Annotated in this window: 7 protein-coding genes and 1 rRNA gene; 4 read left to right on the forward strand and 4 right to left on the reverse strand. The window is 69.1% G+C overall.

What is annotated here, in order from left to right:
- Positions 1–201: 201 nt before the first annotated feature.
- Positions 202–318, forward strand: a 5S ribosomal RNA gene (rrf, locus tag ACTOQ3_RS09050).
- 344 nt (positions 319–662) lie between these two features.
- Here rrf and ACTOQ3_RS09055 read toward each other — a convergent pair.
- Positions 663–1910, reverse strand: coding sequence for a phosphodiester glycosidase family protein (locus tag ACTOQ3_RS09055; protein WP_440082905.1), 1248 nt, complete (start codon positions 1908–1910; stop codon positions 663–665).
- A 562-nt stretch (positions 1911–2472) separates the two neighbouring features.
- Between ACTOQ3_RS09055 and ACTOQ3_RS09060 the strand changes: the two genes are divergently transcribed.
- A complete protein-coding gene (locus ACTOQ3_RS09060) occupies positions 2473–2610 on the forward strand; it encodes a hypothetical protein (protein WP_440082906.1) in 138 nt (45 codons plus the stop codon).
- Between the two features lie 326 nt (positions 2611–2936).
- Here ACTOQ3_RS09060 and ACTOQ3_RS09065 read toward each other — a convergent pair whose 3' ends face one another.
- Complete coding sequence (locus ACTOQ3_RS09065) at positions 2937–3332, reverse strand: cupin domain-containing protein (RefSeq protein WP_440082907.1); 396 nt, start codon at positions 3330–3332, stop codon at positions 2937–2939.
- Positions 3333–3341: 9 nt separating this feature from the next.
- A complete protein-coding gene (locus ACTOQ3_RS09070) occupies positions 3342–4967 on the reverse strand; it encodes a PucR family transcriptional regulator (RefSeq protein ID WP_440082908.1) in 1626 nt (541 codons plus the stop codon).
- Between the two features lie 180 nt (positions 4968–5147).
- Here ACTOQ3_RS09070 and ACTOQ3_RS09075 point away from each other — a divergent pair, with 180 nt between their 5' ends.
- The gene (locus tag ACTOQ3_RS09075) at positions 5148–9665 is read left to right on the forward strand and encodes a HAMP domain-containing protein (protein WP_440082909.1); all 4518 of its coding nucleotides are present in this window, start codon (positions 5148–5150) and stop codon (positions 9663–9665) included.
- A gap of 56 nt (positions 9666–9721) precedes the next feature.
- Here the strand turns inward: ACTOQ3_RS09075 and ACTOQ3_RS09080 are convergent, their stop codons facing one another.
- Positions 9722–10525: a TetR/AcrR family transcriptional regulator gene (locus tag ACTOQ3_RS09080; RefSeq protein WP_440082910.1), complete on the reverse strand. Its 804-nt coding sequence runs from the start codon at positions 10523–10525 to the stop codon at positions 9722–9724.
- A 54-nt stretch (positions 10526–10579) separates the two neighbouring features.
- Here ACTOQ3_RS09080 and ACTOQ3_RS09085 point away from each other — a divergent pair, with 54 nt between their 5' ends.
- The gene (locus ACTOQ3_RS09085; RefSeq protein ID WP_440082911.1) at positions 10580–12097 is read left to right on the forward strand and encodes an MFS transporter; all 1518 of its coding nucleotides are present in this window, start codon (positions 10580–10582) and stop codon (positions 12095–12097) included.
- Positions 12098–12179: the final 82 nt, after the last annotated feature.

Consider the following 12179-nt stretch of genomic DNA (forward strand, 5'->3'; position numbering starts at 1 on the left):
TGATAGGCTGGAAGTGGAAGCGCAGTAATGTGTGGAGCTGACCAGTACTAATAGGCCGAGGACTTGACCACAAAGCAACATGCTTGGTCTGTGCAGCGCTCTGTCCCTTCGCCGGGTCCGGAGCAGCGCCAGACCAAGGTCTTGCTCGCGTCCACTACGCAATTCTGAGACAACAAACAGTGTTTGTGTGTTTCATAGGGTTACGGCGGTTATGGCGAAGGGGAAACACCCGGTTACATTCCGAACCCGGAAGTTAAGCTCTTCAGCGCCGATGGTACTGCACCGGGGACGGTGTGGGAGAGTAGGTCACCGCCGGACAATCTTTTGAAGGCCCCCACCAACGGTGGGGGCCTTCATGCTTTCACGGGTTCTTCCCGCTCACGGCCCGCTCAGGGCCCGCTCACGGCCTTGCTCATGGCCCGCTCACGGTCCTCTCGCGATCAGGCTTCTCGCGATCTTTTTACGGGGCTCTCTGGAGTTCACCGGTCTTCCCGAGGTCGCCCCGGGTGCCGGAAAGACGACCTCGTAATCGGAAGCCCGTTAACCGGGAACCCCGATGACCGGGAGCGCTGTGAACAAGAATCCCGGACGAACGAGAGCCCTGGACAACGGAGAAGCCCCGGCCCAGAAGGGCCGGGGCTTCTCCGTTTGATCACCGCTCGTCAGGGCGTGATGAAGAGACCGTCGCCCACGGTCCGCTCCGCTCCGTCCGAAGGCCGGTTCACGGCCTTGTGACCGACGACCATCACGCTGGAGCCGCCACCGTCGAAGTTGATGGCCTGCTTGGCTCCCAGCCACCGCATCAGCTGGGCCGCCTCCACCATCGAGGCGCCCACGGCGACGCCCGGGTTGCGCCCGTCGACGGTGGCCAGGATCAGCCCGCCCGACTTGTCGATACCGACCATCGTGCGCGGGTGGCGCCGGAGCATCATGTTGATCGAGGCGTGTCCGTCGGCCGCCGCGGTGATGCGTACCCGCCCGTTCCTGACCAGCCCGACCCCGCCACCCATGACGTGTGTCTCCGGGGTGAGCGGTATGGCCCGCTGGGTACGCAGGTCGATGACCTTGTTGTCCACCTTCATCCAGGTTCCCTGCGCGTGTTCCTGGAGCCAGACGGCCATGAGGCCGGTGCCGTGGAGGAGGTAGGTGCCCCGGGCGACGATGCCGCCGGCCTGGCGAACCTTGATGACCTTGCCCTGGGCGGCGTCGACGACGACCTCGATGCCGCCGTCGGCGGCCGTCTTGCCGCCGAACTCCTCGGTGTAGAGGACGAGCTCTTCGGCCCCGGCGGCTCGGTTGATGCCGTTGACCTCGGTCTTCGTCCCGTCGGAGGAGATCGCGGTGACCGTCGTCTTCAGCTCGGTGATCCGTGCCTTGCGGCCCTGGGTGATGACGAGACCGCTACGGCCGGGCACGGCCTCGCTGAGGAGCCTGCCGCCCACGACGGACACGCCGACCGGGTCGCCCTGCAGCGCCTTGGCCGTGTGGATGTTGAAGAAGCCGCCGTTGACCCCGGCGATGGCACCGGTCAGCTTCGACATCGAGCTGGTGCTCTCACGCTTGGCCACGCTCTTGCCGACGCTGGTCTTGAAGGACCCCCTGAACACCTTCGGGTTGACCATCAGCACGCGCATGTCCCAGGGGCCGGTGGTCTCGGTGCCGTCGTCACCGAGATAGTCGGTCTTGGCCCGGACGTCGAACTCCTTGAGCTCCTTCACGACCTTGTCGGCCTTGGCCCGCTGGCCGAACGACCAGAGGCCGGTCCGGACCATGTAACGCTCCACGGCCGGCGCGTCCGAGGCGGCGGGCTGCACGACCTTCAGGATCTCGGGAGTGAATCCCGCGGCCTCCACCGCCTGGGCCACCGTCTGTGCGGTGACAAGGGAACCGGCATCATGCCCGTTGGGCATAAGAGCGGAAACTGTCCATCCTTGGGTGGATTTGCCGTGTTTCACACTGAAAAGGGTAATTCCTGGCGCCACGCTCTGCTGGTTCTTCACCGGGGCCATGCTCACGCCCAGCGGGAACGCGGAGGAGGGAAACCCCGAACTCGCCTGCTCCGCCGCGGCGGGAATCGCCACGGCGGTGAGTGTCAGGGCCGTCAATCCAGCGACAAGGTGTCGCGACATGTGCATCTCTCCCCGTTGGTCTCCGACTTCGTGCACCATCGTGCCGAGATCCACGGGTGCAGGGGAGCGAAACACGCGAAACATCCCAAGAAAGTGTCATTACTCACGCGAGACCGTGTGGCCGGAGGGGATCGGCGAAGAGGAATTCGCATACCCGTGAAGGCCTCGGCCGAGTCAATGGGCCGGGTCAATGGGCCGATAGGCCTGGTCAATAAGGATTAGTCCCCGGATGTTTCGCCACGCGGGCGGGAAAGCGGCGCTACGGTGCGGTAGGCCGCATTTCCTCAGATCAAGCGGCACATCTTTACGAGAGGCAGCCGTCATGGGGCTGAGCGTTCTCATCGTGATCACCGCAAGTGTGTTCCTCGGTGTCATCCTCGGAGCGATCCTGACGCGTCCGCGCCGCTGGGATCTCCACATCTGCGCGGACGATCCCGTCGACCACGTCCGCATGGACACCGCGTCCGACAGACACGGTTAACCGGACACCATCGATTCAGGCGGGTCCGGTCGCGGGGAAGCCCGGAAGCGTCCTGAGAGAAGAATCCCGCTGAGTCACGGAGAGTCCGCGGAGGTCACCGCACGACTTCGAGAACCGTGCACCTTCGGCAGTCCGCACGACCGCGAGGGGCCGCATCCCTTCGAGGAGCCGTATGGCTTCGCGGGGGCCTCACGTGACAGGGCGGGGAACGGACCGACAGGCCGGCGAGACGCGGTCACCACGAAAACGGTGATCGCGGACGGCGGCCGGACATCCGCGGGTCGTACGGCGTCGAGGCGCCGTACGACCCGGGTCCCCGATGCGGGTCAGCCCACGCAGTGATACACCTTGCGCAGGGTCTCGTGGACGATCCAGACGGTCTTGGCGCCTTCGGCGAGCAGGCAGACCGACCCGGGGACGAGCTCCAGGGTGGCGCCGCCGTCGACCTCCAGCGTGGCGCGGCCGGACAGGACCACGAACATCTCGTCACGTTCCACATCGGTCACCGTGCCCGGCGTGATCTCCCAGATGCCCCGGCTCTGCTTACCGTCCGGCGAGGACCACAGCTCGATCGACGAGACGCGCGGGGAGCCCGCCAGGATCTGGTGGGGCTCCAGTTCGCCGGGTGACAGCCGTACGTCGTCGGTGGGGACGGAGAACGCCCCGGCGGCGGTGACCATCCGGGACAGATCGGCGGTCTCGGGGACGAAGATCTCGGTCATGGGGGCCTTTCAGGAACGGGGGCTGTCTCTTCGGAAGGACTCCAGCGCCAGGAGGGCGACATGGAGGGAGAGACAGGATTCGACATCGTCCAGATCGGTGTCGAGGACGCGCTCCAGCCTACGGAGGCGGTCGTAGAAGGCGGGCCGGGACAGGTGGGCCCGCTGGGCGGCGACGGCCTTGTTGCGGCCCGCGTCGAGATAGACCCGCAGGATCCTGGTGAGATCGCCGCCGCGCTGGGCGTCGTAGGCGAGCAGCGGGCCGAGCTCGCGCTCGGCGAAGGTCTGCAGCCGGGCGTCGTCGCGCAGAAGATGGAGCAGACCCCTCAGGCGGAGGTCGGGCAGCCGGTAGAAGGGGCGGCCGTCGGGCTGCCTGACGGCGACGTCGGCGACCTGCTCGGCCTCCAGGAAACTCCTCCGTACGTCGCGGACCGACTCGACCACGGAGCCGGCGGCGAGGACGAAGGGGGTCGTGAAGGCGACGCGAAGGTGGTCGGAGAGCGTGGTCAGCGCGGACTCGGGCAGGACGCGCGGCGGCAGGGGAAGCAGGACGCCGACCCGGTTCTGGTCCAGTGCGCCGATCAGGGCGGGAAGGCGGGCCTCGCGGCAGGCGGCGGAGGCCGCGTCCGCCAGCTCGCCCAGCCGGGCGAGCTGCTCCTGGCCGTCGGGTGGATTCTCCGCCGGCTCGGCCAGGCGGAGCACCACGCTGACGAGCTTGCGGCCGGTGAGCGGCACACCGACCGCGCGGGCGCGCGCCGCGGCCTCCTCGGGGTCGGCGTACGCGTGGGTCAGGATGCCGGTGATGATCGTGCCGTGCGCCTGGCGTTCCAGTGACTCCTGGTGGCGCTCCAGCAGGCGGCCCAGGGCGAGAGTGGTCGCGGCGCGCTCGGCGAGCACGATGTCGCGTGGCCCCGGCTCCGTGTCGCAGAGCAGGATCAGGCGGCCCCAGTCCTGGCCCCGCGCGCCGACCATGGTGACCAGCCAGCCGGAGGTCGCGTCGTAGGCGGTGCGCAGGTCGGGGGCGACCGCGCGGGAGCGGGTCTCCCAGCCCGCCAGCAGCGATCCGGTGTCGCGCCCGGCGGTCTCGCAGGCCAGCACCTGGTGCGCGAGGTTCTCCAGCAGTGCCGGGTAGCCGGACAGCCGGGTGACCTGGCCGAGGACCTCCGCGGGAGAGGCGCCCTCGACGGACAGCTCGGTGAAGACCTCGTGCAGCTGCTCGGAGGCGCGAAGCTCCTCCAGCTGGGCGTCGATGATCCGGGCGTGCACCGACTCGGTGATCTGCACGAACGGTGTCTCCCTGGCCAGGGTGACCAGGGGAAGGCCGTGATCCTCGGCGGCGCGGACCACGGCACCGGGCAACTCGCCGATGAACTTGCGGCCCAGCTCCACGATCAGCCCCGACGTGCCCACGGCGACCAGCTCGGCGATGTAGTCGGCCAGCTTGCCGGGGTCGTCGGGCAGCGCTATGCCGGTGGTGAGCACGAGTTCGCCGCCGCGCAGCAGGTGCGCGATGTCGGTGACCTCGCCCACGTGCACCCAGCGCACCCGGCTGTCCAGCCGGTCGGCTCCCGCCACGACCCGTGGGTTGCCCCGGCGGACGGTGTCCAGAGCGAGGACGTCGGCGACAGTAGGGAGCACCCGCCAAGAATATCCGATCAGCATGTAAGCGCGAGTGGCATGTACTTTACAGCCTGTTTGCCCCTCGCCCGTTTCCCTTCCGCCTTCTCGCCCGTATGCCCCCGTTCCCCCGTTTCCCGGTCGCTTTTCGCCCGCCTAGGATTACCTCACCTTTTACGGCCGAGGGGCGCGATGGTGGACATGGTTGAGACCGCCGGCACGGTGCGGAGCAGGGCCACGAAGGGCGCTTCAGGCGTGGAGGAGCTCGATCTCCGGCAGCTCCTGGCGGGCCTGACCGCGGTGCGCGACGGCGACTTCGGCACGCATCTGCCCGAGGACGGCGACGGGCTGCTGCAGGAGATCGCCACCGTCTTCAACGGGATGGTGGACCAGCTGTCGCTGTTCACCTCCGAGGTGACGAGGGTGGCCCGCGAGGTGGGCACCGAGGGGCAGCTGGGCGGGCAGGCCGAGGTGCCGGGCGTCTCGGGCACCTGGAAGGACCTCACCGACTCGGTGAACGCCATGGCGGGCAACCTCACCGACCAGGTGCGCGACATCGCCCAGGTCGCGACCGCGGTCGCCACCGGCGACCTGTCGCAGAAGATCACCGTGGACGTGCGCGGTGAGATCCTGGAGCTGAAGAACACGCTGAACACGATGGTGGACCAGCTGTCGTCGTTCGCCGACGAGGTGACGCGGGTGGCCCGCGAGGTGGGCACCGAGGGCAGGCTGGGCGGGCAGGCGGAGGTGACCGGCGTCGCCGGCACCTGGCGCGACCTCACCGACTCCGTCAACTTCATGGCGGGCAACCTCACCGACCAGGTGCGCAGCATCGCGCAGGTCACCACGGCGGTGGCGAAGGGCGACCTGTCACAGAAGATCACCGTGGACGCCCGGGGCGAGATCCTGGAGCTGAAGAACACCATCAACACGATGGTGGACCAGCTGTCGTCGTTCGCCGACGAGGTGACGCGGGTGGCCCGCGAGGTGGGCACCGACGGCAGGCTGGGCGGGCAGGCCGACGTCAAGGGCGTCTCGGGCACCTGGCGCGACCTCACCGACTCCGTCAACTACATGGCGGGCAACCTCACCGACCAGGTGCGCAACATCTCGCAGGTGGCCACCGCCGTCGCCCGCGGCGACCTGTCGCAGAAGATCACGGTCTCGGCGCGGGGCGAGATCCTGGAGCTGAAGAACACGCTGAACACGATGGTGGACCAGCTGTCGTCGTTCGCCGACGAGGTGACGCGGGTGGCCCGCGAGGTGGGCACCGACGGCAGGCTGGGCGGCCAGGCCGACGTCAAGGGTGTCTCGGGCACCTGGAAGGCGCTGACCGAGTCGGTGAACGTCATGGCCGACAACCTCACCGCCCAGGTGCGGAGCATCGCGCAGGTCACCACGGCGGTGGCCAAGGGCGACCTGTCGCAGAAGATCCGGGTCGACGCCCGCGGCGAGATCATGGAGCTGAAGGAGACCATCAACACGATGGTCGACCAGCTCTCGGCCTTCGCCGACGAGGTGACGCGGGTGGCCCGCGAGGTCGGCACCGAGGGCAACCTCGGCGGCCAGGCCACCGTGCGAGGGGTCTCCGGTACGTGGAAGGACCTCACCGACAACGTCAACTCGATGGCCAACAACCTGACCAGCCAGGTGCGGAGCATCGCGCAGGTCACCACGGCGGTCGCCCGCGGCGACCTGTCGCAGAAGATCACCGTCGAGGCGAAGGGCGAGGTCGCCGCGCTCGCCCAGACCATCAACACCATGGTCGACACGCTGAGCGCGTTCGCCGACGAGGTGACCCGGGTGGCCCGCGAGGTCGGCACCGAGGGCGAGCTGGGCGGCCAGGCGCGCGTGCCCAACGTGGCCGGCACGTGGAAGGACCTCACCGACAACGTCAACTCGATGGCCAACAACCTGACCAACCAGGTGCGCAACATCGCGCAGGTCACCACGGCGGTCGCGCAGGGCGACCTGACCAAGAAGATCGACGTGGACGCCCGGGGCGAGATCCTGGAGCTGAAGACCACCATCAACACGATGGTCGACCAGCTGTCGTCGTTCGCCGCGGAGGTCACCCGGGTGGCCCGCGAGGTCGGCAGCGAGGGGCGGCTGGGCGGGCAGGCCGAGGTCGAGGGCGTGTCCGGCACCTGGAAGCGGCTGACGGAGAACGTCAACGAGCTGGCCGGAAACCTGACCCGCCAGGTGCGCGCGATCGCCGAGGTGACCAGCGCGGTGACCTCGGGCGACCTCACCCGCTCGATCACCGTCGACGCCTCGGGCGAGGTGGCCGAGCTCAAGGACAACATCAACTCCATGGTGAAGTCGCTGCGCGAGACCACCCTGGCCAACCAGGAGCAGGACTGGCTCAAGTCGAACCTGGCCCGCATCTCCGGGCTGATGCAGGGCCACCGCGACCTCGCCGTCGTGGCCGAGCTGGTGATGAACGAGCTGGCCCCGCTGGTCTCCGCCCAGCACGGCACGTTCCTGCTCGCGGAGGAGAAGCCGGACGGCTCGGAGCTGCGGGTGGTCGGCTGCTACGGCCACCGGGAGACCGCCCGCCGCCACTTCTTCGGGGACTCCCTGGTGGGACAGGCCGCCGTGGCCAAGCGGTCCATCCTGGTCGAGGACATCGCCGCCGGATACATCACCGTCTCCTCGAGCCTGGGAGCGGCCGGCCCGGTCAACCTCATCGTGCTGCCGATCATCGTCGAGGACCAGGTCCTCGGGGTGATCGAGCTGGCCAGTCTCAACCGCTTCACCCAGGTGCACCGGGCCTTCCTGGAGCAGCTGGTGGAGACCATCGGCGTCAACGTCAACACGATCGTCGCCAACGCCCGTACCGACTCCCTGCTCACCGAGTCGCAGCGCCTCGCGACCGAGCTCCAGGTCGGGCAGGAGGAGCTGCAGCGCTCCAATGCCGAGCTGGAGGAGAAGGCGGAGCTGCTGGTCCGGCAGAACCACGACATCGAGACGAAGAACAGGGAGATCGAGCAGGCGCGGCAGGAGCTGGAGGACCGGGCCAAGCAGCTCGCGCTGGCCTCCAAGTACAAGAGCGAGTTCCTGGCCAACATGAGCCACGAGCTGCGCACCCCGCTCAACTCGCTGCTCATCCTGGCCCAGCTGCTGGCACAGAACCCGGCCCGCAACCTCACCGCCAAGCAGGTGGAGTACGCCAACGTCATCCACTCGGCGGGCACCGACCTGCTCCAGCTGATCAATGACATCCTCGACCTGTCGAAGATCGAGGCGGGCAAGATGAACATCAGCCTGGAGCCGCTGCCGCTGCGCCAGCTCCTGGACTACGTCGAGGCCACCTTCCGCCCGCTGACCACGGAGAAGGGGCTGCGGTTCGACGTCGTGGTCGCCCCCGACGTGCCCGAGGAACTGCTCATGGACGAGCAGCGGCTCAGGCAGGTGCTGCGGAACCTGCTCTCCAACGCGGTGAAGTTCACCGAGAAGGGCTCGGTGGAGCTCCGCATCGAGCGGGTGGGCACGATGAACCTGCCGGGGGCGTACGGGCAGGAGGCGCTCGCCTTCCAGGTCGTCGACACCGGCATCGGCATCGCCGAGGAGAACCTCTCCCAGATCTTCGACGCCTTCCAGCAGGCCGACGGCACGACCAGCCGCAAGTACGGCGGCACCGGGCTGGGGCTGTCCATCAGCCGCGAGATCGCCGCGCTCTTCAACGGCGAGATCCGGGCGGTCAGCGCTCTGGGCTCCGGCAGCACCTTCAGCCTCTACCTGCCGATCGCCGCCCTCACCCCGGGCGCCGCCCAGGCGCGCATCGGAGGCGACCTCGGCGCCGCGTCCGCCCCGGTCCCGCCGGTGCATCCCGCGCCGGTGGCCGTGCCTCTCGAGAGATTCCCGGGGGCGGACGGGCGGCGCCTGCTCGTCGTGGAGTCCCGCCCCAACGGGCTGCTCTCGCAGCTGGCCCAGAGCGTCGTGGCCGACCTGCCCGAGACGCACGGTCCCGTCCAGGTGTCGACCGCCAACGACCCGGTCTCCGCCCTGGAGATCCTGGCCGCGGACGACCACCACTGCATCGTGCTCGACCTGGGCATGCGCCAGGACGGGGCGGCCGACTTCCTGCGCATGCTGGACGACGACCCGGCGCTGCGCGGGCTGCCGGTGCTCGCCCACCACACCCGCACGCTCACCCGGCCGCAGGAGAACCTCCTCAAGGGGCGGTCCAACACCCAGCCGCTGGAGCGCCTGCCCAGCCTCGACGAGCTGCGCGAGCGCATCACCCTGCACCTGTCGGCGCCGGAGCCCGGCGACGTGCTGCCCCTGGTGCAGGCCAGCCCCGACGAGCGGCCGCAGCCGGTGGAGGAGGCGGACGCCGTGCTGGTGGACAGGAAGGTCCTGGTCATCGACGACGACGTCCGCAACGTCTTCGCGCTCACCAACATCCTGGAGCTGCACGGCATGCAGGTCCTCTACGCGGAGAACGGCCGCAAGGGCATCGAGATCCTGTCGCGCAACGAGGACATCGACCTGGTCCTGATGGACATCATGATGCCGGAGATGGACGGCTACGCCGCGACCGCCGCCATCCGCAAGATGGCCGACTTCGCGGATCTGCCGATCATCGCGGTGACCGCCAAGGCCATGCAGGGCGACCGGGAGAAGACCCTGTCCGCGGGGGCCAGCGACTACGTCACCAAACCCGTCGACGCCCAGGAGCTGCTCCGCCGCATCCAGCGGTGGCTGGAGATCTAGGGCGAGGGCGGGGGCCGGCCGCCGTCCGCGTACCGTCTCCGGCGTCCCCCCCGGGTTCACCCCCGGCGTCCCCCGGGGGCACTGCCGGCCTCGTCCCCGGCGGCCGGGGTGCCCGGCTCCGGGCGGCCCCGCGACGCCGGAGGTGACGCGGCGCGGTTCAGGCGGGCCTCCAGGCCGTCGAGGAGGCAGGTCAGGCCGAACTCGAAGTTGAGCGCCCTCGCGGTGTCGACGTCCATGCGCCTGAACTCGGCGTAGCGTGCGGTCAGCTCCGGATGGTCGGCCGCGGCCTTCTCCAGCGTGGGCTGGATGGACGCGTTCAGCTCGTTGGAGGTGAGGCCCGTCCGATCCAGCATGGACCGCCAGGAGAGCTCGGGCGCGGTGACCCCGAACACGTAGGCCATGAGCGTCGAGGCGGCGTAGTCCTGGTCGAGGCCGCGGAACCCGGCGTGGTCGAAGGTGGCGAGGAGACCGCTCATCATCCGCATCGCGTTGGGGCCGATGGCGGGGGTCGTCCCGATGAAACTGATGACCCAGGGGTGTCTGAAGAGCGCCTGGCGGATGCCGTACGCGAAGGAGGAGGCGGCGTTGCGCCAGGTGGTCTCCTGGACGTCCAGAATGGTGAACTCGCCGTAGACCTCGTCGAGGGCCAGTTCGAGCAACTCGTCCTTGTTGGCCACGTGCCAGTAGACGCTGGTCGTCCCCGAGCCGAGCCTGGCACCCAGGCGGCGCATGCTCAGCGCGTCCAGCCCCTCGGCGTCGAGCAGTTCCATCGCCGCGCGCACGATCTGCGCGCGGCTGAGGGTGGGGCTTTTCGCGGTGCGCCGCTCGCGGGTCCAGACGGAGCCCAGGTGCTCTTTCACCGTTCAAGCATAAATCCGATGGCACGCTGTTCGAGGTTATCGTACAGTGTGCGAGTGGAATCGAACACTGTACGAGTCGAACGCGATCCGAGGCGCTGGTGGATCCTCGGAGTGCTCTGCCTGAGCCTGCTGGTCCTCGTGGTGGACAACACCGTCCTGAACCTGGCGATCCCCGCTCTCATGGTCGACCTGGGAGCCAGCCCGTCGGACATCCAGTGGATCATCGACGCCTACGTCCTGGTCTTCGCCGGGTTGCTGCTCACCTCGGGCAGCCTGTCGGACCGCTACGGCCGCAAGCGCTTCCTGATCATCGGCCTGGTGCTGTTCGGCGGCGCCTCGCTGCTCGCCGTGCTGGTCACCGAGCCCTGGCACCTGATCGGCGCCCGCGCGCTGATGGGCGTCGGCGGCTCCATCCTGATGCCGAGCACCCTGTCGATCCTGATCACCGTCTTCGACGAGGAGGAGCGCCGTAAGGCGATCGCCGCGTGGAGCGCGGTGGCGATGGTCGGCGTGATCGCCGGTCCGACACTGGGCGGCTTCCTGCTCGAACACTACTGGTGGGGGTCGATCTTCCTGCTCAACGTGCCGGTCGCGGTCGTCGCCGTGGTCGCGGCGGCGCTGCTGATGCCCGAGTCGCGCGGTCCGGCGAGAAGGCTCGACCCGGCCGGCGTGGTGCTGTCCACGGTCGGCATGAGCGCCCTGGTCTACGTGGTCATCTCCGCGCCGACCGCGGGCTGGACCTCGGCGGAGTCGCTGGTCGCCGCCGGGGTGGCGGTGGTCGCGCTGACGGCGTTCGTGATCTGGGAGCTGAAATCGGGGCACCCGATGCTCCCGCTCGAACTGTTCCGCAACCGGAACTTCAGCGGGGCGTCGTTCTCGATCGTGCTGATGTCGTTCGGCACGGGCGCGCTGCTGCTGATGCTCACCCAGTACCTGCAGTTCGTGCTGGCCTACGGTCCCATGCAGGCCGGTCTCGCGCTGCTGCCGTACGCCGTGGCCGCCGCGCTGTTCAACGGGGTCGGCGCAGGGCTGGGGCAGAAGGTCAGCAACCGGGTGCTGGTCGCCGTCGGTCTCGCCGTGATGGCCGGCGGTTTCGGGGTACTCGCCTTCATGACCGCCGACACCGGGTACGGCCTGCTGATCACCGGTCTGATGCTCATGGGGATCGGTGGCGGTCTCGCGGGCCCCGCGGCCTACGCGACGCTGATGGGAGCGGTGCCGCCCGCGCACGCCGGTGTCGGGTCGGCGCTCAACGACACCGTCCAGCAGGTCGGCATGGCGCTGAGCATCGCCGTGCTCGGCAGCGTGCTGGCCGGGGTCTACACCTCGTCGATGCCCGCCGACGCCCCGGCCACCGCGCGCGAGTCGATCGGTGAGGCGCTGCGGCTGGGGGACGCGGGGCTGATCGGGACCGCGCGCGAGGCGTTCGTCTCGGCCATGTCGTTCGGCTCCTGGGTGGGAGTCGGCTTCACCCTCGCCGCCGCCACGCTGGCGTTCCTGGTGCTGCGCCCCGCACCCGCGCCCGTGCCCGGGGCCGGTTCGGACACGGGCCTGGTGAAAGCGGAGAGCTGAGCGGTTCTCCAGGCCGTCGATGCCGTGCGTTCGCCCGCCGGCGGCCGGCCCGCCCGGGCGGGCCGGCCGCCGGCACGTCGTT

This window comes from Streptosporangium sp. LJ11 (assembly GCF_051918945.1).
In the GTDB taxonomy this organism is placed as follows: domain Bacteria; phylum Actinomycetota; class Actinomycetes; order Streptosporangiales; family Streptosporangiaceae; genus Streptosporangium.